This window comes from Leminorella grimontii, assembly GCF_039789245.1.
Classification (GTDB): domain Bacteria; phylum Pseudomonadota; class Gammaproteobacteria; order Enterobacterales; family Enterobacteriaceae; genus Leminorella; species Leminorella grimontii.
Genome location: NZ_CP146357.1, coordinates 4,007,619 through 4,033,986, shown reverse-complemented (window position 1 = coordinate 4,033,986; position 26,368 = coordinate 4,007,619). Strand labels below are relative to the sequence as shown.

Sequence of the window (26,368 nt, the reverse complement as noted above, 5' to 3'; positions counted from 1 at the left end):
TCTTCTATCAGCGGCGGCAGCGCATTAATGCGATGATACAGCGACCAGCGTCTGTAGTAAGAAAGGGAATATAGGGTCTGGAAACGGCTCGCAAAAACTAATTCCCTATTCTGTTACTGGTAGATGACGTACATATTCACCATTCCCGTCACGGGACCAAAATAAGGCGTTCCTGCTTTTTGGATATTGTTACGCTGTACATAACGAGCCGAAAATCCAACGCTGCTTTGGCTGTTAAACGAAAAATCTTGCGTGTTAGTTTTGGTCGCGCCGTGCGGCCCTACGCTGGTGATAGTCGTGTTATCGACGTCAATGCGCGAGCCGCCGTACTGCATTTCAATTTCCAAACCGTCTATTTTATTTCCACTGCCGTCATACAGGCTGACGTTTTTATTGCCGCCGGGTGAGATGCCCGTGTCCTCAAAGCGAAAGTATACGTTGTCAGGCCTACCGGAACATTCTAGATTGATATTAAAGCCCTTTGGCGTACTGTAGGCGGGGCGCTGGGCTTTGTTTGTCCATTCCCCCATATTGACGACGTAATCCTCTGGCGTATGCAGGCGGCAAGTAGGGGGAATGATGGTGATGCCTCCTCCTCCTAGCACGGTAGGAATTGGAGTATACCCACCGGCATCGGGCGTGCCGAAAGTAGCTGCTTGCGGTAATGACAGTGGCGTTGAGGTATAGGTGATACTTCCTGTTTTAACCAATGCGGCACGTACGGAATAAGCAGCATTGTTAGCGTTGTAGGAATAAAAGTAAGTCGTTGGGGGCGGAGTCATACGGTAGTCCGTAGTGAACCAAACGCCTATAGAGGTATCGTTCTTCATTGAATATTCGATATTGAGTGGAGTTACACCAATCTTCCAGCCGTCTTCGGTGGTTATTCTCGTGGTCGATGAGCTGGTAGCGCTTTGATATGCGCTCATTCCTGTAGCCGTGTAAGTATAGTAAAACTTGATGCCTATACCGGGTATATTTGTCTTGAAGGCACCAGACGTCATGGCCGTTCCTCCGACCGAACCTGCGGGCATAAAAAAGAATCTTGCCGATGATGATCTAGTGTTGGAACCATTTGCGCTACAGCTTCCGCTGATGTTAGGTATGAATTCATTGTAATTCCAGCTAAACAGCTCTGTACCGTTTGGCAGGCTGTTATCGACAATCAGCGTTCGGGGGATCGACAGCGGTGCTTGTTCGGGTAATGTAAATGTGCAGGTCCCCGCAACGCCGCCTCCTGAACCCCATGTCGGATAATAGGTGAACGTTAAAGCCTGAGTTGCAAAGCTTATCGAGAAACAAAAAATGCCTGCAATCATGTTTGAGAGCGTTATCTTCTTCCATTGAATAAACATAATAAAGTCAAACTCAAGTAAGGTTAGTATTAATATAATTTTCTTAGCGCCGGATATGCTGAATTATAGGCCGTCTGCATAATTTATTAATTTTAGACTTATTGGATCTATAATTCCATCATTTTACTTGGTTTTTTGAACGGGAGGCAAATAAATGGCCTTATGGTAGGGAGGTTACAAAATTTAATAAAAATAGAAACAAAATAGAAACTTGAAAAGCAGAAAATAATTAATAGCTCAATTAAGCTTTATAATTAACTTTTCCAAGGCGTGCTTCTCTAGGGAGGCCGCATTACTTAATATACCCTCTGCTTTGGATAATAATTGCTTCTTACTGTTCTGGCTCCGCGTCGATAAATTTGAGGATCTTGATGAATCAACGCAAGTGATAAATAACAGGTCTTCATCATCTGTATTGATGAGATTTAAAATGGCTTCCAGCTCATATGAGTTGTGTAAATCACCTAAATACTCCACAAGCCTTTTTTGCCAAAATAGGGGGGTTACGTTTTAATTATTTTAACAGCGCCTCCCAATCATCTTTGGTAAAATTTTTAAGTGATTCAGCTGCCTCAAGAATGGCGCCATCATGCCAATAGTCATCCGGCTCTCGCCCATGGCTAAAATCGAATATGCAGGCATCAAATTTATTATATATCATCTCTATACCCCTTCCCGCAGCGCCCCCAACAGCAACGCAAAACTCTCCTCTATCAGCGGCGGCAGCGTCTGTGGCCCGCGCATGAGCGCCACGGTGCGCGTCAGCGCGGGCTGCTGGAGGTGTGCCGTTTTTAAATCCGGGTCCTGTAGGTGGGTGGTATAAAGCTCAGGCAGAATAGCCACCGCCAGCCGCGAGCGCACCAGTCCGTAGAGGGTTTCGGTGTAGTCTACCTGATAGCGCGCATTCAGCGTCAGGCGATGGCTCTCCGCCAGCGCAGTGACCAGGCGACGGATATTGCCCTTCGAGAACACCGCGATATCGCGCCCGGCCAGCAGCTTCCACTGCAGGTGCGACCTGTCGGCCAGCGGGTCGTCGCGGTGCAGCACCGCGACAAACGGATCTTCACGCAGCGGATAAACCTGTAGCTCAGGGGGAAGGGAGCTGTCGATAGCGCCAATGCCGAAATCAATTTGCCCGCTTTGCAATTGCTGAAACAGCGCATCGTTGGTCAGATCGTGAAACTCAAGCCGCAAACGAGGGAAGGCCTGCGCCAGAGTCAGTGGCAGCAGAGGGAACAGCAGAGAGCTGACCGATGGCACCAGCCCGATGCGCACCGTACCGTCACCGCCGGCTTCCACAATTTGCTGCATATCCTGAAACGCCAGCTGAGCCACGCTCAGCATACGCTGGGCGTGCGGCAAAATCGCGGCGCCCAGTTCGGTCAGCGTGACGGAGGAAGCGGTGCGGTTAACCAGCTTGCCGCCCAGCACCGTTTCAATCTGGCGCAGGGCGCTGCTCAGCGCCGGTTGGCTGATCGCCAGGCGGCTGGCGGTGTCGGTGAAGTGACGCAGCTGCGCCAGCGTCACGAAATATTGTAGCTGCTTCAAAGAGAGCGCGGGCAGGCGCTGCCAGGGTTCGGCCATATTATTGTTCACCAACGGTAAAACGATAGTCACGCATAATAACCCGAGCTTATCGGGCGATAAATTTTATCATCTGGGCAAACGTTTGCTATGCCACTAGAGTACCCACATTATCCTTGTGTCGGAGTTGCTATGTCCAGCAATGTTGAAATCCGCCGCCGCGCCGTACAGGCCGCTCGCGGTAAATCCCCCTTCGATCTGCTACTGACCGACGCGCGCATTGTCGATATGGTCACCGGCGAAATCCGCGAAGCCGACGTTGGCATCGTCGGCGACATGATTGCCAGCGTTCACCCGCGTCACAGTCGTACCGACGCCCGCGAGAGCCGTTCATTAGCTGGTGCTTATCTGTCGCCGGGACTGATGGACACTCACGTCCACCTTGAAAGTTCACACCTGTCGCCGGAGCGCTATGCCGAGGTCGTTCTCGCTCAGGGAACCACGGCGGTCTTCTGGGATCCGCACGAGCTGGCCAACGTGCTGGGCGTCGAGGGCGTGCGCTACGCCGTTGACGCCAGCCGCGATTTACCGCTGCGAGTAATGGTCGCCGCGCCCTCCTGCGTGCCGTCGACGCCGGGGCTGGAGATGTCTGGCGCGGACTTCGCCGGCGCGGAAATGGAAACCATGCTGGCGTGGCCGGAAGTGCGCGGCGTCGCGGAAGTGATGGACATGCACGGCATCCTGCACGGCAGCCAGCGAATGGAGGAAATCCTTCAGGCTGGCCTCGACAGCGGTAAGGTGATTGAAGGCCACGCCCGCGGGCTGAGCGGTGCGGATTTGCAGGCCTATCTGGCCGCAGGCGTTACCTCCGACCACGAGCTGGTTTCCGCCGAGGACGCGCTGGAAAAGCTGCGCGCCGGGCTGACGCTGGAAATCCGCGGCTCTCACCCCTACCTGCTGCCGGACATCGTTAAGGCGCTCAAAACGCTGCCGCATCTCTCGTCGCAAATTACCGTCTGCACCGACGACGTGCCGCCGGACATGCTGTTGGAAAAGGGCGGCATCATCGCGCTGCTCAACCTGCTGATTGAGCACGGCCTGTCGGCTACCGACGCCCTGCGTTTCGCGACGCTCAATGCGGCTATTCGCCTGCAGCGCAATGACCTTGGGCTGATTGCCGCCGGTCGCCGTGCCGATCTGGTTGTCTTTGATTCACTGGAAAAGCTGAAGGCGCGCGAGGTTTACGTCGCCGGGAAGCTGATTGCCCAAGGCGGCGTGCTGTTACAGCCAATCGCCGCAGCGGCGGAGAGCGTTCCTCCGCGCGACACGATGAAAATTGCGCCGCTTAACGCCGAGGATTTCGCTCTGCGCGTGAAGGGCATCCGTCACGGCGTCGCTCGCCTGCGGCACATTCGCGGCGCGCGCTTTACCCAGTGGGGAGAGATCGACGTTCAGGTTCGCGACGGCATCGTCCAACTGCCCGACGGGTTTAGCCTGATTTGGGTTCAGCACCGCCACGGCCGCCACGAGGCGACGCCGCAAATCGCACTGCTGGAAGGCTGGGGCGAGCTGCGCGGCGCGATTGCCACCAGCTACTCCCACGACTCGCACAACCTGGTGGTGCTGGGCCGCAATGCAGAAGACATGGCGCTGGCGGCTAACCGGCTTATCGCTTCCGGCGGTGGAATGGCGCTGGCGCAGCGGGGCGAGATTCTGGCTCACGTGGCTATGCCGATTGCCGGCATGCTGTCCGACCTGCCGGCAGCCGAGCTGGCCGAGCAGTTCCGTCAGCTTCGCGATCTGAGCGCGAAAGTGGCCGACTGGGAGCCGCCGTACCGCGTCTTTAAGGCTATCGAAGGCACCTGCCTTGCCTGCAACGCAGGGCCGCATTTGACCGACTTGGGTTTGACCGACGGCAGCACTCGCCAGATTGTCGACCCGCTGCTTGACTGCCGGGAGACCCCGGAACACATATCACAACAATAATTAATCATCAGGAACCTTGAGCATGGCCGACAATACTTTTTATTCGACCACATCCACGCAGGGAAGCTGGCTGGAACGCCGCTTTGCCCTGTATTCCCGCGGCAGCTCAGTGCGCACCGAGTGCCTTGCGGGCATCACCGGCTTTCTCGCCGCCGCCTATCTGCTGGTGGTCATCCCCGGCCTGCTGGCGGTCGGCGGGATGGACAAGGGCGCTGCGACTACCGGCACCATTCTGGTGTTCGTCGGCGGCACGCTGCTGATGGCGTTCTACGCCAACCTGCCGTTTATCGTCGGGCCGGGCATCGGTGGGTCGGTGCTGGTGGGTGTGACGCTGGCGGGCAGCGAAGGCATCGGCTGGCAGGTCGGGCTTGGCATCGCCTGCTGGTCCGGGATTTTATTCTTTCTGCTGACAAAATTCGGCCTGCGAGAAGTGGTCACCCGCTCGGTGCCGCAGTCCATCAAGCTGGGGCTGACGGCCTCTATCGGCCTGTTCGTCGCCGTGCTTGGCTTTCGCAACGCCGGGCTGGTGCTGGCCAATGCCAAAACCAACGCGCTGATGCTGGGGGACTTCCTCTCTCCCGGCGCGCTGGTGGCGCTGTGCGGCCTGTTCCTCGCTATTGCCTTGCAGGCGCGGCGGATCCCTGGCTCCATTTTGTGGGCCATCCTGGTCGCTACCCTGATCGGTATTCCTATGGGCGTCACCAAGCTGCCGAGCAGCTTTATCGACATGCCCCATTCGCTAACGCCGGTACTGGGGCAGATTGACATGATCGGCGCGCTGAATATCGCCTTCCTGCCGTTCCTGTTCGTCTTTTTCGCCTCGGAGTTCTTCTCGACCATGGGCACGACGCTGGCCGTCGGCGGTGAAGCGGGCCTGCTGGATGAAGAAGGCAATATGCCGAACATCAACCGGCCGTTTGTGGTCGACTCGATTGCGGCGGCAGTAGGCCCGTGGCTCGGCATCCCGGCGGCTACCGCGCTGATTGAATCCTCTGCGGCAGCGGAAGCGGGCGGTAAAACCGGCATCACGGCGCTGGCGGCGGCGGTGATGTTCCTGCTGATGCTGCTGTTCACTCCGGTCGCGCTGATGATTCCCAAAGAGGCCACCGCTCCGGCGCTAATCCTCATCGGCCTGAATATGTTCAGCGGCTTGCGCAAAGTCGATCTGGGCAACTTCACCGACGGACTGCCGGTGCTGATGATGGTGATGATTACCCTGATTGCCAACAGCTTCGGCACCGGCATCGCCGGTGGGCTGCTGTTCTACATCGTGATTAAAGCCATCGCCGGCAAGTGGCGGGAAATCCCGCTGGGGCTGTGGATATTGGCTGTGCCGCTGGTTTACTATTTTGCGACGTTGGTGAAGCATTAAGATTGAGGATATGCATGGCGCCTGTATGCGGGCGCCACTTGCGGTATTTCAATTTACGAGGTGCCACAATAAAACACCTTATGTTGAGTTCTATATATTTTTCGTGTATCAATTGAAAATAATGGTTAGTTAAGTCATCTTACCTCTTGAGTAATTTTTATCTTATTACAAAAAAGAGTTTATCTTGATGACCGTAACAGCCATTTTCATAGAGCCTGAAAAGAATTCAAGTTTATCTCTGGGCATAGATTTGCCTGTTATAGACGTTAACCAATTTGCTGAAAGAACACTCTTCAGGCGTAGGGTTCTTGTATCCGTAAATGAAAAGCCTCAACTATTCCTTAACATATACGCTGCCCTTGATACTGACGGCTGGATACTTGAGCAGTGTTTTAAAGAAATAAAAGTAAACCAGAGCACCGTTGCCATACTTCATGGAATGCATGTTCATCTGTTTGATGTGGAAACGCATAATGTCACCAGCATCAGCTTAGATGACTATGTTGGGAACTTATATTCAATCCCTGATGTTTATTCTGATGAGCTTACGGAGAACTTTATTGTTACGACGTTTGAGTACACTTTCTTCATTAATATCAAAACGGGGATTAAATGGCGTTCGGAACCATGTGCGGTAGATGGCGTTCTTATCCATGATATTAAAGAAAACATTATTTATGGTTCTGGGGAATGGGATCCGCCTGGTGGTTGGGTACCTTTCACTCTAGATCTAAACACCGGCCGTTTTATTGTTAAGCCTGTATATCAATATATGTAATTTCCTATTTCTTGGGCCTGTACCGTCGATGCATATCATCACTATTTTTCCCGTCTGGCAGGTGAGTCCAGTTATTTATGCGAGGCAAAAACTGGCCGGAGACTCTAACTGGCGGTGGTACTAAAAACAGGGGGGACTACACCTGTACACGAATTCATGTACAGGCTCGTGCAGGCTCTACAGGCCCAAACTAATGGTTAAACTATAATTTCATAAAGGGTATCAGGAGGAGCTCGATATTTTTCAAAATCGGCATGAATAACATCATAAATCTCAGATAAATTTATCTTTTTTACCGCTTCAATCTGGTTACAGTCCGTTAGGGCAACGACCATTTTTTCGGCATTTGTTATCTTGATCATATCAACCAGTGCATCTAGAAGGATATTTAGGCGTTCTTTTGGATTACTAGGAAAGCCGATATCAGATGATTCAGGATCGTATTCAAGATAGTCAATTAAATAGGTAGCATTAGGATAACCAGGTCTGTCACCAATCAAGAATATAAAATCACTGTCTTTTGGTAGCAGGTCCACAGGGAAATTATACAATTCATTATCAGGTATCTGCTGTAGACCAAGATCTTTCTTGAAAAAATAATTAGTTAGAGCATTTTCTTCTTCTCGTGTAATAGAAGATACGATATAACCACAAACATCATTAGACATGTTATTTCTCTTTATTTTTCAATGAGCCAAGGACCAACAGCATTACCATTTTTATCTAACTCGCGATAATAGCGCTTATCTACATATCCTCGGTCGTTATAAGTTATTTTATGCGCGTGGGGAAGATCAAATAACTCTTTTCTCATAGTGAATCTCAGTTAGGATGCTAATCCCTTACCATCCCATTATTCATCAAATTCTTAATAAGCAAGTTGACAATTTATAACTGATATATTTTTTGTTTTTAGAAAGGATGATAGCCTCGTAAAGTACCAACTAAAGTCTATGATTCTTTCTTGTGGTGATATGTATACCCTATTAATAGATAATGAGAACGATAACCACGAAGGATAGATTAGGAATTCTCCACCTATGCCTTCTTTGGTTACTAACACTATGCCGATTTTACTTTTATCGTTATGTGAATTAATAAATTCGCAAAGATCGAAGTTAGCTTTATTTTCTTTATGCCAATCATAGTCATCTATGTCTGATGAGGATAAAAAAGAAACATAATTATCAAAATCAAAGTGAAAATCGTTATTTATTAAATCCATAACGACATTTTTAGGTGATATTTCATGAGGAAATTCGATATCAATGCTTGCCTGTAATCCCATGTTAACTTCCCTTTTTTATTATCAATACAATACCAATTCTTACGGTTAGATCAAGAAAATATAGAAAGGTGTACGGGTATTCACTTTGCTATAACTAGCAACATCCCTGTCATAAAGAGCCTGTACACGAATTCATGTACAGGTTCGGTCTGAGAAATAGAATTATGGATCCCAGTTTTTTGGTTGGGTTCCTACAGCTTTAATCTAATCAGTAAAAATAAAGTCTTGTGATATATCACAGTCAAATAAAGTAATTTTATTTACTTTAGATAAGGATAATTGTTGTCCGTTCAATTCTAAAAAACCTTCTATAATTGCATCCATAGCGTAATAAGCATACTCGCCACCAACAAGCACTCCAAAACTCTTATCCTGTTCAATAATTAACTCAATAATACTATTTGGTAAAATAATACTATTTTCCAAATGGCCATTTTTATGGTCTGTCAAAAAAGCCTTTTCATTTACAGCGCCTAAAGCGTAAAAATATGCTTTAAATTGTGCTAAACCACTAATTTTTTATTCATTATATCGCTTATGGATAGCATATTTTTCTCTACTTTGATTTAGGGTTGGTAAATATTTTTACAAAATAGAATATGGATGAATAGGAGCCTGTATACAGTTTTATAAACAGGCCCTATTCTATTTATTAATAGCTATTAGGTTTATTAATTTTTCTTATAAGTTCCTCTATGACTTTTTTTACTGGTAAGGGCTTATTATCTAATAAGCATGTGACTTTAGATAATATCTCTTCTTTTCTACCCCCACTCAATCCCGATAAATCTAATAGCCTTAATGAATCAATGCAAGTAATGAAAAGGTCTTCATCATCTGTATCAATAAGATATAAAATTACTTCTATCTCATATGGGCTATGTAAGTCACCTAAACATTCCACTAGTCTTTTCTGCCAAAATAGAGGCTTGGAACCTAACTGTTCTAGCAACACTTTCCAATCTTTTTTGTCAAATTTTTTCAAGATATCAGTAGATTCTAGAATAGCACAATCATACCAGTAATCACCGGGATCACGCTCGAGGCTAAAATCAAGGATACATTCATTAAATTTATTATACATCTTTATATTCCTCTTATTCTATAGGAGTAAAGCCAGGTGTTGGCTTCCCCCCAACTGGATACCCAGCGGTAATTTCATTACCTTTTTTAATTACATCAATTTCTACACCATTAATCGTTCCCCGATGAAGAGTTTCGCCAGATGAATTTCTTTGACCTATAGGTGAAGTATTCCCGATTTTATTAATAGATTCAATAATACTTTTGTCTGACCAGCTTTCAGGGAATAAAGTACTGGTTTTTATCTTTGACAAGTTTCCATCTTCAAATTGAGTTGTGTATTTTACTGTTCTAGTCCCATCTTGATTTACTTTAATTGTTTCCACAGCATACTTAGGGTTAGCATCATTTATGCTTGGAGAATGTCCACCGATTATTTTATTTGTACCATCGACCCGTTGCCCTGCTAGTATTTTAGATTCCATTTCAGGAGTCAATTTTGATGGTTGAATAGTCGAAGATGAAAGGTCTTCCTTGATTTTATTTGCATCAACGGAAGTACCCTTCGTCGACTTCCACGTTGCGTAACCTCCGGCGATGTTCAATGCAGCATCAACAGCCCAAGCTGCTCTCTCCGCATCCGTCGGAACCTTCCCATCAATCGGATTCGCCCCGCCCGCCGCAGAATACGTCTGGCAAATCGTAGACGCTGCCCCCGGCAGCCCACAGCCTGCATTAAAGTAGGCCGCGCCGAGTTCCTTGATAAAGTCTTCCGCGCTGCCGTTTTGATGTTTGGCGGCAATCGCCTGAACGTCGTCTGCGTCTGTCAGTACCCATTCGCGACCGTTGTTCGCTGATTGGTCGGTGACGACACAATAGCCATTGCTGGAGTTCACGCAGGAAACCACGTCTCCCGGCTTATGCTCGGTTTGCTCTGTGCCTGCGAGCTGGAAGTCCGGGCCGAATTCACTTTCTTCAACTTTATCAATACTGCCGCCTTTTTCCTTAAGCTTGTCGATATCCTGCTTAAGTTCCTGACAGGCGCTACTTCCTGCGCTTTCGCCCTGGCAAGTGGCGGCATATTTTTTCTCCTTACCCTGAAGTACCTGCTTTTCGCCGGTGGTAAGGTGGTTAAATTCCTGCTCGATCTGCATCCCAGCCGCCGCACTCCCCGCATCCCCGCCGGTTACGCCAGCAGCTCCAGCGATAAGGCCGGTTATCAGGTCCTCTCGCGCCTTCTTCTCCTCGGAGGTCATCTGGCTCGGGTCTTTGTCCCAGTTGTCCAAAATGGCATTAGCAATCACCCCCGCCGCCGTCCCCAGCCCGGCGCTGGCGCAGTCGCCGCCTTGGCCAGCCTGCGCCCCACAGGCTGCGAGGCCTTGCAGCACTGCTCGGGCCGCTTCGCCTTCAACCGTGCCTTCGCCAATGCTGTCCGCCAGCTTCTTGATTTCCTGCGCGCCCATGCCCTGCACGTAGTTCAGCACCGCCGCCTGGGCCAGTCCGTCCATGCCGCCCATGATGTTGCCGCCGGTGGCGGCGGTGATGGCGGTAATAACCTGGCTGTACTCGCCGCCGGGTGCCCATTTGAGGGCTTCAAGGTAGTCGGCGTTGGTCTCCGGGTCGATGCCTTGCTCTATCAGAGACTTCTTAATCGCATCGGCTTCCTTGGCCTTGTTCACCACAAAGGTGCCGACCTCGTTCTGGAAGGCGCGGGTAATTTCAAACCCGGCGTCGATTTTCTTCTTGTCGCGCTCGTACAGGTTATCGACGGCGTTGGTGCCGTCGCGGTCGCTGCTGACGTCGCGGTTAAGGTTGGCGATAGCCTCCGCCGCCGTCTGGCCGGTGCGGGCCTGCTGGCCCGCTTCGTCGCGAATGGTGACGTCGCCGCCGCTGATGCCCGCGCGAGTGGTGCTGCTGTCGCTATCGCTGGCGCTCATATAAATCGGCGTAGTGGCGCTCCAGCCGCCGGTTTCAGGCTGTTTGGTGGATGGGTCGGCATTCGCGCCGGTGGTGGCGTTGCCCTTTTGGTCCTTGCCGACGCCGCCGCCTGAGGCCGTAGCGCCTCCGCCATCGCCGTCACCGCCGCCCAGCGGTATCATGCCGCCCCCGCCGTAGCTGTAGCCGCCGCCGATGCTAAAGCCGGAGGCGTCATAGCTGGAGTGGTTTTTGATGTCTCTGGTCTCGATAGTTCCGGTGCTGAACTGGTTTTTACCGTCCTGCGCCGCCTTGTCAGAGCTTGCAATCACCGCGCCGGTCAGGCTCGTGTGCTCGCCAACGTAGACGTTAAAGCCGCCGTCGCCGGCGAACAGGCCGCTTTGTTCGGTCACGCTCTTGAAGTCGGCATCGACCTTGTTCTGGCTGTAGTTGGCGCTGGCAGAGAAGCCGTAGCCCACCGTCACGCTGCCGCCGACGTTCCAGTCGTCGCTTTTGTAGGTGCTGGTGTCCTGCAGGCTCTCGATGGTGAGGTTTTTGCCCACGTCAGCGATGATGCTGCTGCCCTTGGCCGCAGCGCCAGAGAGGGTAGTGTCGCCGCCGCTCTGGATAAACAGGGTATCCCCAGCTGTCAGGTGGCTGTTGGTGCGATATACGTCATCGCCTTCGGCCTCGCCGCGCCCCAGGCTGCCGTTGGCGGTAAAACCGATAGACCAGCCGTTAGAACCAAGCGCGATGCCGACGCCCGCGCCCCAACTCTGGCTCTCGCTGTCGCGCCGCAGGCTGTTGGTGTTGTCAGCGGCGTTGAGCAGGATGTCGTTCTCGGCGATAAGGCCGAGGTTCTTACCTGCATCGATGTCGCTGCCGGTGATGCGGATATTGCCGCTGCCCTCTCTGCCATCTTTGGTATTGGCGTTAAGAATAACGTTGCCGCCCGCCTGCACGGTGCTGCTGGTCTGGTTAACGCCCCAGCTTCTGGTGACGTCCTCCGAGCGGCTCTGGCCGTAGGTGATGCTGATATTGATGCCGCCCGCCTGCTGTGGGTTCTGCGCTACCGCGCTGGCCGCGTTGTAGCCAGCCAGCGCGGTAGTGGCTCCGGCCAGGGCCTGCATGCGGGTGTCGTCGGTATTTTGGCTGGCCTTGTGCATGTCCTGCGCGGTCTGGATGGCGCTGATAACCGGGTTGGAGACGCCCATCGTCAGGCCGTCCTGCTTGAAGGTGTAAATGCTCTTTTTCTGCCAGGCGTCGGCGGAGGACTCAATGGTGATGTCGCCAGCGGTGATGCCGATATCGCCCTCCAGCGCCTTGACGTGGCTGCCGGTCTGGCGATAGCTGCCGCCCGCGTTGATGTTGACGTTGCCTTCAAGCGCGCCAATCGTGCTGGCGTAGCTTTCGGTGCCGGAGGCGGTGTTGTCGTAGCTTTGCGACTGGCTGCCAAAGGTGACGGTCGCGCCGCTGGTGAATGCGCCGGACTTTTTCTCCTCGCGGAAGTGGCGGTTGCTGTACTCCTCGTGGGCCGCCTGAAGGGTGATATCGCGCCCGGCGGACAGGTCAACGTCCTTCGTCGCGACGGCGTTCGAGCCGGTGAACGTGATATCGCGCCCGGCGTTGAGGGTGACGTTCTCGGCAGACAGCTGGCTTCCAATGGCGCTGTTTTCATCCACCGTGTCTTTTAACGTGAGCGACACGCTGTTGCCGCCGCCGCTCTTGCCGCTGCTCTTAAAGGCGGCGTCGGTGTGGTCGGTTCTGCGGCCGGACTCAATGGTGATGTCGTTGCCAGCGTACAGCGCGATGTCGCCTTTGTCCGACGTCATGTTGGCGGCGCGGGCGTGAATATCGTTGCCCGCATCAAGGGTGATGTCGCCCTGCGCCTTGATGACGGTGCCGACCTCAGCGCTGCCGCTGCGGTTGAGCCAGTTGTCACCGTCGAATTTGTTGTTCTGTTCGAACGATTCGGTCACGGTGTTGAGGGTGATGTTTTCTGCCGACAGATAGGTTTGACCGCCTTCGGCCTGATTGCTGATGGCGGCGGCGGTTAAGGTCATGTCGCCACCGGCAATCATGGTCAGTTCGCCATTGCCTTTACCTGTTTCGGATGGCTGACCGTTGCCGTTAACGCGAATTTCGGCCACGCGGCTGACGTTTTCCACAAAGCCCTGTGCGCCTTCGGTGCGAACGGTCTGACTGGCGACGTTGATGTTGCCGCCAGCGACCATGGTGACGCTGTTATTGCCCGCCAGCAGGCCGCCGAGGTGGTTGATGTCCCCCGCGGTGTTCAGCCACAGGTCATTGGCCAGCATGCTGCCGCCGAGGTTGCTGATGGCGCCCGCATCAACGAATAGGCCGTTGGCGGCGGACAGGGTGCCGCGGTTGGTCAGTTCGCCGCTTACGGTCAAGTCAACGTTGCGCCCGGCGATGAGGGCGGAGGAGGGCGCTTTTGGGCTGCTGTCATCAACGATATACACCTGCGGCACCAGCGCGGTCACGATGCTGCCGTCCGGCAGCGTCACCTGCTGTTCGACCAGCCAGACGATGTTGCTGGTCAACTGCGCCATTTGTTCAGCGGTCAGCGCGACGCCGGGAACCAGGCCGTACTGCTTGGCAAAGTCGACGCCGCTGTCGATCAGGGCGCGATACTGCGCTTCGTCGTTTTCATAGCCGTCAAGGAAGCGGTTTCCCGTGAGTTTGACCACCTGCTCGCGGATCATGCGCTGTTCGATAAAACCGTCGCCTAGGCGCTTGTGCATGGTGTTGGGGTCGGTCGCCATCAGCTCGAGCATGTAATCGGAGCTGAGCCACTTGCGGTAGTTGGCAAAGCGCGGGTCGGTCTCCAGGTAGTAGCCGGCGGTCGGATCGCCGGTTTGCTGCATCAGGCCGTTGTCCGGCATGCCGGGGGTGACGGTGCCGATGCGCAGAGTGCCGGGGCCGTTAACGTCGACACCGGTGTTGGCATTGACGTAGGTGATGACGTTCTGGCCGACGCTTAGGCCGCTGCCCGTGGGGGCGGTGTTACCTAAGTATGTGGTCGGCTGTAGGTCGATTTCGGTGATGACCGGTGCGGGCAGGTAGTTGTTAGTCCGATGTCCTTGGCTGTCGCTGCCCTTGCGCTTTTTGCGGTAGTACTCGTGCAGGATGCCGCTGTCGGTCAGAATGTTTTCGCCTTTCAGCTCGGTATTCACCAAATCGGTAATATTGCCGACCAGCGTGCCGCCCGCGATGATTTCACTTTTGTCGTTGAGCACCCGGTCAGCGTTGATAATCATATTGCCGCCCGCCAAAATTTGGCCGGGATCGCTGCGCAGGATCTGGTCTTCGGTGATAACGCGCTCGTAGTCGTACTGATAGAAATGGTCATCAGCCCTGCCGGGGCCATGCAGCATTTTCAGATGGTTGCTGGCGCTGTTGTCAACATAGGCCTCATCGCTGCTGTAGATGGGGCCGCCGTCGCGATCGGGATAGAAGCTGTATTCATCGATATGCCTACGTTCGATTTCAACGACGTGGGTCGCGAAGTCGAGGTTGCGGTTGTTGAGCGAATCGACCGACAGCTGCATGTTGCCCAGGCTTTCGATAGTGGCGCTGGCGTTGTCAATCAATGCCGCGCGACCGGTCAGTTGGCCGTTTTCATCAACGTGGCCGCCAATCCCCATATCGCCGCCGCTGTATATCAGGCTGTGCCAGCGGTTGTTAATCTCGCCCGCGCCAATCAGCAGGGTGTCACGGGCGGCAATAACGGCAGTGTCGCTGCCTTCCTCGAAATTGTTCAGAGTACCGGCGTTAATCAGCAGGTTGTCGCCATAAATTTTGCCGGTGCCGAAGTTATTGAGCGTGGTGACGTTAAGCCTCGTCAGGCTGCCGTCAATCAACCCGCGGTTGGTTAAGCTAGCAGTAGTGATGTCGGTATGACCGGCGGCGATTTCGCCGCTGACGCGGTTGTCGAGATTGGCTGCGCTCAGGCTCAGATGTTGCCCGGTCTGGATCTGGCCGCTGTTGGTCAGGTTGCCGCCAATCAGCAGAGCGGCGTCGCCGTTAGCCGTCAGTTCGCCGTCAAAATCCAGGGAGGTATCGAGCTGTAGGCGTAATTCGCCAAGGCTTAACAGCTGGCCGCTGCCGGTGAAGGCGTGCGCATTAACGTCCAACTGTTGCCCGGCAATCAGGGTGCCTGCGGCGTTTTCAATCGCGAAGGTCTTGCTGGTGCTGACGTCATTGAGGCTGACGGCACCGTTGCCGCTAATCAGGCCGCTGCGGTTGTCCAGGCTGCCGGCGCTGGTCAACCGATAGTCTGTTCCCGCGCGTATTTTGCCGTCTCGGTTGTCGAATCGGGCTGCGATAATCGTTGTTTCACCGCCGCTTTGCCACTGCCCGGCTCGGTTATCAATGAGTTCAGCGCTGACGGAAAGGCTGCCGCCGCTGCTTAAGCGGGAGTTTTGGGTGTTGAGCCGTGTCGTTGTGAGTGCCGCATTGCCGTTGGCGGCAAGCGTGCCGCCATTCAATTGCAGCTCCGGCGAAAGTAGGCGCATATCGCCACCGGCATAGAGCTGGCCGGGGGCAGTAATGCGCTGGCTGGCGCTCAGATCCAGAAAGCCGCTGTTTCCCAGATTACCGTCAGCCTGTAATCCAGCCACGGTCAAGCCGCTATGTTGTTGGCTGATACCCGTTATGCTCAGGTCAGTGCCACTGGCAAACGTGCTGCTGTTGCTGAAAATATCAACGCTGTAGTTGCCGGAACCGATGCTGTAAACGGTGCCAGCGTTATCAAGCTGCTGGGCCTTGATGGTGGCGCGTCCGCCGCTGCTGATGCGCCCTGTGTTGTTGATGCGCCGTTTGGCAGTGACGGCGACATCGCTTTGCGCGCTAATCGCGCCATCGTTAGCGAGGCCGTCGGCGTTGATACTTAACTGACTGCCCGCCGTGATTGCGGCGTCATTACGGTTGGTGACATTGCCGTTGGTCTGTACGGTAATGTCACGCGCTGCGGCAAGCTGGCCACCGTTGTCCAGAGACTGACTGCGGAGCGTAACGTTTTCCTTGCCATACACAACGCCGGTGTTCACTGCATCGCCGCTAACGGCGATATGGGTATTGCCCACCGCGTTGAGCGTGCCGCTGTTTTCCAGTCGACCGTCGGCAGTAATAACGACTTCTCCGACTGAGGCTCCAATATGTCCCGCGTTGCGCACCCCCACGCCCTGTTCTGTGCCGGTCATGGTGATCTTGCCGGCATACATGCCGCCAAGTGAAGAAACGTCCAGCGCGAACTGCGGCTTATCGCCGCTGGCGGTGCGCCGTTCGGCCTGTGCGGTATTGTCGGCGTCGACGCGGTTTGCGCCGGTGGTTACGGTTAATTCATTGGCCCACAGCCCGGCGTTCACTTCGACGGCGCGGGCAATCACATCGGTGTGGTCCGCTCGGCTGGCGTCCATACCCTGGCCGCCGACGATGATTTTGCCGTTATTGACCTGATAACCGGTCAGATTGCCGCTTTGGTCAAACTGCGGCGTACCCGTGGTAAGCGTGGCGCGGTTGGCGTTGATAAAGCCGCAGCCGTCGCAGGTGATGCCCGCCGGGTTGGCGACGATAACTTGGGCTTTTTGCCCGGCTACGTCAATATAGCCGCGCAGCTGTGACGGATCGCGGGCGTTGACTTCGTTGAGGATAACGCGCGCGCTGCCGCTGGCCAGATTCGGGTTGGCGCCTACATAGCCCGCTAACTGCGACTGGCTGCCCTGATTCGTTCGGGCGTTGTTGAGCACCGCGCCGTCAGGGCCGACGTCGAATCGGCTGTAGGTATTACGGCTAACGCCTTTGCCGTTCGGGGTTTGGATGTTAATAACCGGGATATTCGGGTTATTGCCCGCAGGCAGCACCTGCGCCTGTTGATTTCGCGGGGCGCTCGGGTCAGCGACGATGTGGCTTTGCGCTTGAACGGGGGAAACCCATACCAGATTAAGCGCGCACAGCAGGCTAAAGGCGAGGATGCGCAGCCCAACGGTCACGCTATTTGCCTTCGGCGAAGACGGTCGCGGCGTAGCGCCGTTCTGATGCCCGGTAACGAATTCGGCCACGGCCATTAATTCGCCGCGCGCTTTGTTAAATACCAGCCGATACATGCCTTTGTTCATGATTGCGTTCCTTCGCTCAACGTTTTTTGTAGACCGAAACTGACGGGATGGCTGTCAAACCAGTGCGTTGCGACAGCGAGCGGTACGGCCACTCCCCGAAATTGTTGAATAGATTTGCCGTGCGGCTTGTGCTGTCGGTGATAGACACTGCGGGCGCAAAAGTTACCCGCAAATAGCCGACTGCGAACCCAGTTATTCATGGCGCGGGTGTGGCCGAACGGAGCAATCCAGTCAATAAACCACAGCCGCTCGCCGCTGTCCCATTCGGAGGTAGCCAAGTGCATTACGTCTTTTTGCAAATAGCGGGATTCAGTGGCTTCGTTCAATTTTGCCCAGCTTAGATAAAACACCGGCCTGTTGTTTTCGAACGCCATGACGAACTGGCGGTGCTTAATGGCGGGCAGCAGGACGTCCTGCAGCGCCAGCAGCGGGGTTTCCCGATGTAGCGGTGAGTGCATCCATAGCCAGACGGCGCTGCCAAGGATGAACGCCTCGTCAACCGGCTTACCGGTCAGCGCAGGCGCAATGACGTTGATATCCTGTTTCATCATCGGCTCCCCTTAAAACGACAGGTTGGCATTGAAGCCGTAGGTGACGTTGGAAACCGGCATGCCGTCCGGTTTACTCACCGGCCAGCCGGTAAACAGGTCATAGCTGAATGGCCCGTGGCCGCCGCGCAGGCCCACAACCGCCCCGGCCAGATGGCGGCCAATAATCCATTCGGTTGACGGGCCGTCCACTTCGCCGTAGTCCATACCGACGTAAAGCTCCTGGTTGTACTGCCCTAGCGCCAGCCCTAAGTCGTTGCGCACAAACCAGCCGCGCTCGCCGGCGAGCGTGTACTCGCCGTCAAAGCCGCGCACGGTATAGCGGTTGCCGATGGAAAAACGGTCATTCGGGATTAAGGCCGTCTGGTTCCACTGCGCCCGCCACTGGTTGCTGTAACGCAGGTTCAGCGGCCCGAGGCTAAACGGCTGGTTGTATTGCAGGTCGGCGTTAAGAATGCGCGGGCGTGAGGTGCCTTCGCCGAACTCTTCTTCCGGAGCCGTAATGGCGTTAAACGCGCCGGTGCCTTGGCGCCACGACACGTTGGCATCAACGATGGCGCTGCCGATAAACTCCCGATGATTCAGGCCCAGTTCCCAGCCTGCGGTACGGCGTCGCTGGATTTCCACCTCAGCGTCATCGATAAAGTTTTTTGACTCCTGCATCCAGCCGCGCACGCTGGCGGTAGTTTTGCGCGAGCCGTCGCGATAGAGGATGCGTGAGAGCCTGGCATCGGCGTTTTTGCTTTTACCGCTGTATTTATAGTCGCTTTGGTAGCCAGGGACGGTTTGATGATAGTCGTACTGGCTGGCTGAAACGCTGAGCTGCCAGTATCCGTAGGGAATAGAGTAGTAGGCGTTATAGTTCTCGGTACCTTTCTGACCGTCGCGTGGGTTGCTGTCGCCAAACAGGCTGTGTCCGGCGCTGACGTAAAACAGGTCGTTCATACGCAGCGGGTTGTCTACGGAGAGTGAAAAGGCGCCCTGATATTTCCCCGTGCTTTTGCTGCCGGAGTCGTCCATCGACAGCGATACGCGCAGCGGTAGCTGCTGCTTGCGTACGATCGTCAGGTCGCTTTCTCCCGCGTTGTCCGTCGGCTCTATCTGAATATCGGCTTCTGCGGTCGGTACGCGCTTTAGGTTTTCCAGCCCCTGCTCGACGTCGCGCAGGTTAAGAATGTCGCCCGCACGCGCGGGCAGCGCCGTCAAAAGCGTAAGCGTTTGCCCGTCGCTGCCGTCGGCATAGCGAATTTCACGGATGCGGCCGGGGACGACCGTGAGCGTCAACGCGCCCTGCGTCAAATCCTGCGGGCCTGCGAAAATTCGGGTAGTGACAAACCCTTTGGCGATAATCGCGTTTTGAATGCGCCGCATGACAAGATTAATTCCTTGAGAACCTAAGCAGCGGCCTTCAACAACGTCTTGGCCCCGGTTTGCTGCGGATAGCGCCCATTGGAAACGGTCAGCTGCATCGCCGATAAGCGCAACGTTGTCGATGCGAAAACAGGGGGATTCGTTTATCGGCAACGTTGCGTCTTGGCCGTCAGCTTCGGGGAGTTCAGTTCGCACGTCCGGCTGTTTGTCGAGCTGCTCTCTCAGCTGGCGCTCGCGTTCCTGCTGACGCAAGAGTTCCTGCGTATTGGTGTCCGTCATGGGCAGCGGTGCGGATAGCGCTGGCCAAGAGAAAGAAACAATCAAAAAAGGTAAAGCGCAGCGCGCAAATGTAGCGAGGGAGCGGGTATCCATCCGAAAACGTTTTCCATTAATTTGTTTTCTATTAATAAACGGGTTGCATAATATTAAATGGAATAATATGGCGCAATGGTAACTTTCTAATTTTTATGGAAAATCGTATCCAATGTGTTATTTTTGCTTTTTATATGTACGAGGATGAGTAAGTTGGCGCCGTTTCCTTATTGCTCAATGTTTGCTGGAAAAGGCAGTGATAGAAAAAGGCTTTATAAATATTTTTGCCTGAAATAGGAGTGGGAATAGCCAATGTAATAGCGCTGAGAAAATAATACGGCCGCCAGCGCGTAGGCTGCCGACGACCAAAGCGTTAATTTATGAACTGCTGTCAGACCCTATTCAAAACCCCTGACACAAATACTTCATCTCCAAATACTCATCGATGCCGTGCGTGGAGCCTTCGCGGCCGAGGCCGGACTGCTTAACGCCGCCGAACGGGGCGACTTCGTTGGAGATAAGCCCGGTGTTGATGCCGACCATGCCGTACTCCAGCGCTTCGCCCACGCGCCAGAGGCGGGCGGCGTTCTGGCTGTAGAAGTAGGCGGCCAGGCCGTAAATGGTGTCGTTGGCCAGCCGGATGGCCTCCTCTTCGTTGTCGAACACCACCAGTGGAGCTACGGGGCCGAAGATCTCTTCATCCAGTACGCGCGAGCCGTGGCGGACGTTGCCAAGCACGGTGGGCGTCATAAAGTTGCCGCCCAATGGGTGGGGCGTATTACCCGTCAGCACGTGGGCGCCGCGGGCTACGGCGTCTTCCACCAGCTCGTTCACCTTTTTCACCGCGTCGGCGTTAATCAGCGGGCCGATGTCTATGCCTTCCTCTAGCCCATTCCCCACCTTAAGCTCGCGCACCCGCTGGGTGAAGCGCCCGGTAAACTGCGGGTAGATGCCGCGCTGGATGTAAAAGCGGTTGGCGCATACGCAGGTTTGCCCGCCGTTGCGAAACTTGGCGGCGATGGCGCCCTCAACGGCGGCGTCGAGGTCCGCGTCGTCAAACACGATAAACGGCGCGTTGCCGCCAAGCTCAAGGGAGAGCTTTTTCACGCTGTCGGCGCACTGGCGCATCAAAAGCCTTCCGACCTCTGTCGAGCCGGTAAACGTCAGCTTGCGCACCTCCGGATGGGTGGTCAGCACGCCGCCGATGGGGCCGGAGCGCCCGGTGATGACGTTGATGACGCCGGCGGGAATGCCGGCACGGGAGGCCAGCTCCGCCATCGCCAGCGCCGAAAAGGGCGTTTCGGTGGCGGGGCGGATAACCATGGTGCAGCCCGCCGCCAGCGCGGGCGCGGCCTTGCGGGTAATCATGGCGGACGGGAAGTTCCACGGCGTAATGGCGGCGCATACGCCGACCGGCTGCTTAATCACCATCAGGCGGCGGTCCGCAGAGGGGGAAGGGATTATTTCGCCGTTGGTGCGCTTGGCCTGCTCGGCAAACCATTCAATAAACGACGCGGCGTAGCGGATTTCTCCTTCGGCTTCGGCCAGCGGCTTTCCCTGTTCCAGCGTCATCAGCATGGCGAGATCTTTACTGTGCGCCAGCATCAATTCGAACCAGTCGCGCAGCAGGGCGGCCCGCTTTTGCGCCGGCAGCGCCCGCCAGCCGACCAGAGCGAGCTTCGCCGCCTCCACCGCCAGCAGCGCGTCGTTTTCGTCCATATCGGGGACCTGACCGAGCCGTTCGCCGGTGGCGGGATTGGTGACGTCGAGGGTTTTTTGGCTTGCGGCGGAAAGCCAGATGCCGTTGATAAACGCGTGCTGTTTAAACAGCGCAGGATCGCTTAACTGCATGGAAGGGCCTCCATTCTTGATTTTCAGGGCTACCCATTAAGGATAGTCTAGAGATTGTTAACAAAGGGTTTGAATAAAACTTACGGGGCTAAACGGCGGGAGAGGGTGCCGTGGGGGTCGACTTGGCGTAAGCCAACGAAGTGCCCGTAGGCAGCCTAGGCCCGCCGCACTCCCAAAGCTAATTCAGGCGCTCTTCCGGCCGAGCACAGTGATGATATAAGCACAGTGTGTTTTCGGTCGGAATTTTCACTGAAGCTGATTTAATCAGTTTGTTATCAGTCTGGGCTATCCGTTAAGAATAGCCCATCCCAATCCGAAGGCGCTGTGAGCGCTATAACAGCTCGGCGATCGCTTGGCCTACCTCCTGCGTGGAGGCCCGGCCGCCGAGGTCGCGGGTTTTGGGGCCGCTGGCGATGGTTTGCTCTATGGCCCGCAAAATGCCGTCGTGGGCGGCGCGGTAGCGCTCGTCGCCGTCCCCCAGGAAGTCCAGCATCATGGCGCCGGTCCAGATGGTGGCTATCGGGTTGGCGATGTTCTGGCCGTAAATATCGGGCGCAGAGCCGTGCACCGGCTCAAACATCGATGGGAAGTTGCGTTCCGGGTTGATGTTGGCCGACGGCGCGATGCCGATGGTGCCGGCGCAGGCCGGGCCGAGGTCGGAAAGAATGTCGCCGAACAGGTTGGAGGCGACCACCACGTCAAAGCGCTCCGGGTTGAGCACGAAGCGGGCGCAGAGGATGTCGATGTGCTGCTTGTCCCAGCGGATTTCAGGATAATTTTTTGCCATCAGCGCCAGGCGCTCGTCCCAGTAGGGCATGCTGATGGCCATACCGTTGGACTTGGTGGCGGAGGTCAAAAGCTTTCTCGGGCGAGTTTGCGCCAGCTCAAAGGCGAACTTCAGGATGCGGTCGACGCCGTGGCGGGTGAAAATCGACTCTTGCACTACGAATTCGCGGTCGGTGCCTTCAAACATGCGGCCGCCGAGGGAAGAATATTCCCCTTCTGTGTTTTCCCGCACTACGTAGAAATCGATGTCGCCGGGCTTCTTATTCGCCAACGGGCAGGGCACGCCGGGGAACAGCCGCACCGGCCTTAAGTTGACGTACTGATCGAACTCGCGGCGGAACTTCAGCAGCGAGCCCCAAAGGGAGATATGGTCCGGCACCCGATCCGGCCAGCCGACGGCGCCGAAGTAGATGGCGTCGAACGGCTTTAAGAGCTCAAACCAGTCGTCCGGCATCATCTTCTGGTGCTGCTCGTAGTAGTCGCAGCTGGCCCACTCGAAGGTCTCGAAAGAGAGGTTGAGATCCCAGCGTTTGGCCGCCGCTTGCAGTACGCGGACGCCCTCCGGTAACACTTCTTTGCCGATACCGTCGCCGGGAATGGCGGCAATTCTGTAGGTTTTCTTCATCGGGCGCCTCGCTTTTTTAGCGTTTCAGGTCAGAGATTGAACCACCTTTCCGGCGGTGGGCCAGCGTTGGTGGATGACTGCGTCCCTGGGATGAGAAGCAAAATCAGGGCCGCAGGGGTAACAACAAAGATAAGGATAATCACGCAAACGGTGGCCAGCAGGCCGAGTCCTATATCGTTGATGCGCCGAACGACGGCGCTTGCGCCGTTTAGCAGCATCAGAAAGCCAAACAGCATTGGGCCGTTGACGTCCGACGACAGCGAAATGGCAAAACGGGAGACAAAATAGGCCGCTATGGTGCCCACCAGCACCTGCGCCAGATAGCCGCTGCGGTTAAGGCGCGTGTTGAAACGCCAGAACTGCCAGAAGCGGCTTGGCTTTTTGTCCGACCCCTGACGTTTTTCTCGCTGCCTGGCTTCCTGTAGCAAAAGCTTCGCCGCCAGCCGTAAAGTAACGTCCTCTTTCTCATCGGACATGCACTCTGATAGCGCCTTCTGCCGCGGCTGTGGAGTAACGTAGCGATCGCTTTTGCGCAGCGCCGTGATTTCGTTTATCAACATCAGCAGGCGCGGATGGCGAACGTTTTGGGCGAACGCGTAGGGCTTAAGCTCAATCAGCGCCTTACGCATCGCGGTTTCCTGCTCTTTATCCAGCGTCATGTCTTCCATGATTTTGGTAAAGCGTTCGACCGGGCTGTTGTGGCCGCAGTAGGCGCAGGCGGCGTAAAACACCAGCTGGTGGTAGTTGTTTGAGCGCCAGATGCGCTCGCGCCACGTTTGGCTGCTGAGGTAGAAGTGATCGGCGGAATAGGAGGTCGTCGTCTGGTTGTTCTCAAGATACTGCTCCGGCGTGATGGGCAGGCGCGTCCATGAGTGGTATTGCAGAATGTAGGACAGCGTCAGGCTGTCGCGATACTGAGCGACCAGATCCCCATCGCCCTGAAGCCCCTGCACCCGCTCCCACAGCGTATACAGCGGGTGGTCGGCCTCCACGGTCAGGCCGCGAACCTGATGCAGCATCGGCAGCGCCTCGGCCGGCGTTTCCAGCAGCAGCGCCAGCGCATAGCGCTTGCGGCACCAGTCCCAGTAGTCTTCATCCTGCTTGGGCGCGGGCAGCGGCATGCTGTTGTTGAGCGTGATAAAGCTTATCCAGTCGGTGACGATATCCAGACTGCCGCCGAACTGCTCGCTGTCCACCAGCTTTTGAAGCTGGTGCGTCTCCAACCAGCGGCTGCGGCGTATCCAGTTCATCGCCTGCTGGCTGGCGTCGGAATCCTTATTGGCGAACGCATCGGGAAGCGGCGCGGACGTTTCAGGCGTCAGCCACTCGACAAACGCCTTTATCACCGAAGAGGTTTGCAGCCAGCGCAGGTTCTCCTGCGCCTGACGCTGAAGGCCGCGCAGGATAAAGGCGTCCAGCGCGCTGTCCGGCAGGGGCTCATCGATAATCTGCTGCAGCAGAGTTTCGTCGCCCAGGTGCAGCATAGCCGCGTGGCGGTACAGGCGCAGCAGCGGGTCGTAACCGTTTTCCGCAATCAGGTGGCGCAGCACCGACGTTTGCGGCCCTTTGGCGGCCCGCCAGACGGCGTAGTCGGCGGCGAGCGGCGGCAGCTCCAACAGGGAGGACTCGCTCCAGCGCAGCAGGGTTTTGCTGGTCTGCGTGCGCGTCAGGTAGCTTTGCGTCGGCGCGTCCGGCGCGATGCCCTCTGCGTCGGGGTACTGAGGCCTGTCCAGCGCCTGTATCAGCAGCGGCAGCTTCTGCGGCGAGAACTCCTGACACCAGGAGAGCAGCCAGGCTTCGGCGCCGGCGTGGAGCTCCCGATCGTGCAGGCGGATCCAGAACGGCAGCGCGCGCTCGTTGTGCCCGCACAGCGAACAGTGCGACGCGTACAGCCATAGCCAGTCGACGTCGTCCGGGTTGTCGGTCATCTGCTCTAAGCAGTAGGCCAGCAGTCCTTCATCGCCGATCCCCGCATGGGCGTACCAGCGGCAGCGCAGGGCCATCAGCTCCGGCGAATCGGGCCAATACGTGACGTGATGCTGTTCCAGATAGGCGCTGAGCATCCACGTCGGACGCTCCCAGAACAGGTAGTGAATGGTCTCGATATGATCGACGATGGCGTTTTGAGCCGGCAGCGGCAGCGCAGACAGCTGCGTCATATCGAAAAAGTCGTCTTTTTCCAGAAAGTGGAGAAAGCGTTCGACGAACTGGAACCGTTCTCCCGACAGCTCGCTTAAGCGCTGTTTCCAACGCAGGCGTTCAGACAGCAGGCGAGCGCAGTTTTTTGACAGATTATTGGCGTCTTCTAAAACGTCCAGCAGCGGCCAGCACAGTTGGTTAACGGTGCTGATAGAGTGCATATCCAGCCGTTGGATAAACTCGTGCCAGGCCAACGGCTCATAGCGTTTTTCCGGCGTATCCAGCAGTTGGTGCAGCGCGTTGAGGACCTCGGTGACGTCTGAAGGCAGCGCATCACCTTGAACCTCTTCCCGAGTTTCTCCTTCGTCTTCGTTTGCGGGCAGGTCTTTTAGCGACAGCGGCGCATCGACGAGCGCAGAGACGGGCTTAAAGGCTGCCTGCGCGCTCTTGTTGGCCTCTTCATAGGCCAGACGAAGATTTTTAAAGCCGTCCGGATCCTTTTCCGGATGGTGCTGAGGCAGCTTTTTACGGTAGGCGTCGCGAATAGCGTTTTTGTCATCAGTGGGCTCGATGCCCAGAATTTCCCAGCAGTTCAAGCTCATTGCCAGTCAACCTCCGCCAGAGAGTCGGGCTTGTCCATGTCTACCTGCTCCATATCGATATCCCAGGGGAGGTGCATATAGGGGCTGTCTTCGCCGCCCAGCAGCCGATTGCACAGCGTGACGTTGCCGTCCTGCAGGCCCTGATTGTTGAGGGCGCAGCGCTTTAAGTCGGGGTCTTCCTCCTGTAGCGCAAGCCAGTAGGTTCTGCCGGTAACGAATCCCGCCGTGTAGGTGTGCCAGTTGGCGTAATAGTGGCGGGCGCGCCGGGCGATGCGGCTTTGAAACCACAGGCTTTCTTCTTCCGTCAGCCAGCCGTTGAGCACGCCGATGCGGCATAAAAAGCCCATTCGGCTCAGGTCCCAGGCTCGAATGCCGCCGTCGCCGCACACCATGGCGGTGCCGGCGACAAACTCTAATGCCGGCAGCCGGTACGCTTCCTGAGAGGCGCAGTAGTCTTTCCAGCGGCTTGGCGTCAGGCGGTGCCACAGGTAGTAGGGAGACGCCAAGTTTTCCGCATGGCCGTCGTCCACCATGCGGGTAACGGTTTCGATCAGGCTGGATTTGGAGTCGATATCCCAACTGTTGGTTAAATCCAGTTCAGAGTCGTTAGGGTAGAAATTGGGGGCGGTGTAGGATGCGCCATAGTCAAGGTTCATCGCCGCCGTGGGGGCGGAGAGCGCAAACAGCCAGTGTTGGTGTAGTTGGTCCATCAATTAACTCAACGGGTAGCGTAACGAATGAAGATAATATTTTT

Annotated in this window: 17 protein-coding genes and 1 pseudogene; 4 read left to right on the top strand and 14 right to left on the bottom strand. The window is 55.4% G+C overall.

All coding sequences use genetic code 11. From position 1 onward, the window contains the following. Positions 1 to 113: 113 nt before the first annotated feature. The 3 genes from V8L73_RS18410 to V8L73_RS18400 all read right to left on the bottom strand — a co-directional run bounded on the left by V8L73_RS18410 (position 114) and on the right by V8L73_RS18400 (position 2,939). Positions 114 to 1,355, bottom strand: a complete 1,242-nt coding sequence (locus V8L73_RS18410; RefSeq protein ID WP_261832106.1) for a fimbrial protein — start codon at positions 1,353 to 1,355, stop codon at positions 114 to 116. Between the two features lie 514 nt (positions 1,356 to 1,869). Continuing rightward, complete coding sequence (locus tag V8L73_RS18405; protein WP_154656333.1) at positions 1,870 to 2,016, bottom strand: hypothetical protein; 147 nt, start codon at positions 2,014 to 2,016, stop codon at positions 1,870 to 1,872. A 2-nt stretch (positions 2,017 to 2,018) separates the two neighbouring features. Continuing rightward, positions 2,019 to 2,939, bottom strand: coding sequence for a LysR family transcriptional regulator (locus tag V8L73_RS18400; RefSeq protein WP_347254834.1), 921 nt, complete (start codon positions 2,937 to 2,939; stop codon positions 2,019 to 2,021). A 132-nt stretch (positions 2,940 to 3,071) separates the two neighbouring features. Between V8L73_RS18400 and V8L73_RS18395 the strand changes: the two are divergent. From V8L73_RS18395 to V8L73_RS18385, 3 genes and pseudogenes are all read left to right on the top strand, one after another. Continuing rightward, positions 3,072 to 4,869: pseudogene (locus tag V8L73_RS18395) on the top strand (adenine deaminase). An 18-nt stretch (positions 4,870 to 4,887) separates the two neighbouring features. After that, positions 4,888 to 6,237: an NCS2 family permease gene (locus tag V8L73_RS18390; RefSeq protein ID WP_027275550.1), complete on the top strand. Its 1,350-nt coding sequence runs from the start codon at positions 4,888 to 4,890 to the stop codon at positions 6,235 to 6,237. A 187-nt stretch (positions 6,238 to 6,424) separates the two neighbouring features. Then, on the top strand, positions 6,425 to 7,015 hold the full coding sequence (locus V8L73_RS18385; RefSeq protein WP_347254833.1) for a hypothetical protein: 591 nt from the start codon (positions 6,425 to 6,427) through the stop codon (positions 7,013 to 7,015). A gap of 197 nt (positions 7,016 to 7,212) precedes the next feature. Here V8L73_RS18385 and V8L73_RS18380 read toward each other — a convergent pair whose 3' ends face one another. From V8L73_RS18380 to V8L73_RS18350, 7 genes are all read right to left on the bottom strand, one after another. Continuing rightward, positions 7,213 to 7,683 (bottom strand): hypothetical protein, encoded by a 471-nt coding sequence (locus V8L73_RS18380; protein ID WP_347253686.1) that lies wholly within the window; start codon positions 7,681 to 7,683, stop codon positions 7,213 to 7,215. Positions 7,684 to 7,883: 200 nt separating this feature from the next. Next, positions 7,884 to 8,303: a hypothetical protein gene (locus V8L73_RS18375; protein ID WP_347253685.1), complete on the bottom strand. Its 420-nt coding sequence runs from the start codon at positions 8,301 to 8,303 to the stop codon at positions 7,884 to 7,886. Positions 8,304 to 8,507: 204 nt separating this feature from the next. Beyond that, positions 8,508 to 8,753: a hypothetical protein gene (locus V8L73_RS18370; RefSeq protein WP_347253684.1), complete on the bottom strand. Its 246-nt coding sequence runs from the start codon at positions 8,751 to 8,753 to the stop codon at positions 8,508 to 8,510. 202 nt (positions 8,754 to 8,955) lie between these two features. Next, a complete protein-coding gene (locus V8L73_RS18365) occupies positions 8,956 to 9,387 on the bottom strand; it encodes a hypothetical protein (protein ID WP_347253683.1) in 432 nt (143 codons plus the stop codon). Between the two features lie 13 nt (positions 9,388 to 9,400). Then, positions 9,401 to 17,380: a hemagglutinin repeat-containing protein gene (locus tag V8L73_RS18360; RefSeq protein WP_347253682.1), complete on the bottom strand. Its 7,980-nt coding sequence runs from the start codon at positions 17,378 to 17,380 to the stop codon at positions 9,401 to 9,403. Further along, the gene (locus tag V8L73_RS18355; protein WP_027275134.1) at positions 17,377 to 17,931 is read right to left on the bottom strand and encodes a toxin-activating lysine-acyltransferase; all 555 of its coding nucleotides are present in this window, start codon (positions 17,929 to 17,931) and stop codon (positions 17,377 to 17,379) included. Before V8L73_RS18355 ends, V8L73_RS18360 begins: the two co-directional genes overlap by 4 nt. Positions 17,932 to 17,940: 9 nt before the next feature. Further along, complete coding sequence (locus V8L73_RS18350; protein ID WP_347253681.1) at positions 17,941 to 19,578, bottom strand: ShlB/FhaC/HecB family hemolysin secretion/activation protein; 1,638 nt, start codon at positions 19,576 to 19,578, stop codon at positions 17,941 to 17,943. Here V8L73_RS18350 and V8L73_RS18345 point away from each other — a divergent pair. Beyond that, the gene (locus tag V8L73_RS18345) at positions 19,577 to 19,753 is read left to right on the top strand and encodes a hypothetical protein (RefSeq protein WP_347253680.1); all 177 of its coding nucleotides are present in this window, start codon (positions 19,577 to 19,579) and stop codon (positions 19,751 to 19,753) included. The two genes, V8L73_RS18350 and V8L73_RS18345, sit on opposite strands and share 2 nt — an antisense overlap. Positions 19,754 to 20,013: 260 nt before the next feature. Here the strand turns inward: V8L73_RS18345 and V8L73_RS18340 are convergent, their stop codons facing one another. The 4 genes from V8L73_RS18340 to V8L73_RS18325 form a co-directional block, all read right to left on the bottom strand. Then, entirely contained in the window at positions 20,014 to 21,462 is a 1,449-nt protein-coding gene (locus tag V8L73_RS18340; protein ID WP_347253679.1) for an NAD-dependent succinate-semialdehyde dehydrogenase, read from the bottom strand. A 331-nt stretch (positions 21,463 to 21,793) separates the two neighbouring features. Beyond that, the gene (locus V8L73_RS18335; protein ID WP_347253678.1) at positions 21,794 to 22,873 is read right to left on the bottom strand and encodes a tartrate dehydrogenase; all 1,080 of its coding nucleotides are present in this window, start codon (positions 22,871 to 22,873) and stop codon (positions 21,794 to 21,796) included. A 29-nt stretch (positions 22,874 to 22,902) separates the two neighbouring features. After that, positions 22,903 to 25,614, bottom strand: a complete 2,712-nt coding sequence (locus V8L73_RS18330; RefSeq protein ID WP_347253677.1) for a DUF805 domain-containing protein — start codon at positions 25,612 to 25,614, stop codon at positions 22,903 to 22,905. Beyond that, a complete protein-coding gene (locus tag V8L73_RS18325; RefSeq protein ID WP_347253676.1) occupies positions 25,611 to 26,324 on the bottom strand; it encodes a DUF1266 domain-containing protein in 714 nt (237 codons plus the stop codon). The genes V8L73_RS18330 and V8L73_RS18325 overlap by 4 nt, the downstream gene beginning before the upstream one ends. Positions 26,325 to 26,368 lie beyond the last annotated feature (44 nt).

Bases quoted from the DNA above. Each gene is read 5' to 3' on its own strand.
- V8L73_RS18410 (WP_261832106.1), bottom strand. From the start codon at position 1,355: ATGTTTATTCAATGGAAGAAGATAACGCTCTCAAACATGATTGCAGGC.
- V8L73_RS18385 (WP_347254833.1), top strand. From the start codon at position 6,425: ATGACCGTAACAGCCATTTTCATAGAGCCTGAAAAGAATTCAAGTTTA.
- V8L73_RS18365 (WP_347253683.1), bottom strand. From the start codon at position 9,387: ATGTATAATAAATTTAATGAATGTATCCTTGATTTTAGCCTCGAGCGT.
- V8L73_RS18375 (WP_347253685.1), bottom strand. From the start codon at position 8,303: ATGGGATTACAGGCAAGCATTGATATCGAATTTCCTCATGAAATATCA.
- V8L73_RS18345 (WP_347253680.1), top strand. From the start codon at position 19,577: ATGGGCAGCGGTGCGGATAGCGCTGGCCAAGAGAAAGAAACAATCAAA.
- V8L73_RS18390 (WP_027275550.1), top strand. From the start codon at position 4,888: ATGGCCGACAATACTTTTTATTCGACCACATCCACGCAGGGAAGCTGG.
- V8L73_RS18400 (WP_347254834.1), bottom strand. From the start codon at position 2,939: ATGGCCGAACCCTGGCAGCGCCTGCCCGCGCTCTCTTTGAAGCAGCTA.
- V8L73_RS18380 (WP_347253686.1), bottom strand. From the start codon at position 7,683: ATGTCTAATGATGTTTGTGGTTATATCGTATCTTCTATTACACGAGAA.
- V8L73_RS18350 (WP_347253681.1), bottom strand. From the start codon at position 19,578: ATGACGGACACCAATACGCAGGAACTCTTGCGTCAGCAGGAACGCGAG.
- V8L73_RS18340 (WP_347253679.1), bottom strand. From the start codon at position 21,462: ATGCAGTTAAGCGATCCTGCGCTGTTTAAACAGCACGCGTTTATCAAC.
- V8L73_RS18335 (WP_347253678.1), bottom strand. From the start codon at position 22,873: ATGAAGAAAACCTACAGAATTGCCGCCATTCCCGGCGACGGTATCGGC.
- V8L73_RS18330 (WP_347253677.1), bottom strand. From the start codon at position 25,614: ATGAGCTTGAACTGCTGGGAAATTCTGGGCATCGAGCCCACTGATGAC.
- V8L73_RS18405 (WP_154656333.1), bottom strand. From the start codon at position 2,016: ATGATATATAATAAATTTGATGCCTGCATATTCGATTTTAGCCATGGG.
- V8L73_RS18325 (WP_347253676.1), bottom strand. From the start codon at position 26,324: ATGGACCAACTACACCAACACTGGCTGTTTGCGCTCTCCGCCCCCACG.
- V8L73_RS18360 (WP_347253682.1), bottom strand. From the start codon at position 17,380: ATGAACAAAGGCATGTATCGGCTGGTATTTAACAAAGCGCGCGGCGAA.
- V8L73_RS18355 (WP_027275134.1), bottom strand. From the start codon at position 17,931: ATGATGAAACAGGATATCAACGTCATTGCGCCTGCGCTGACCGGTAAG.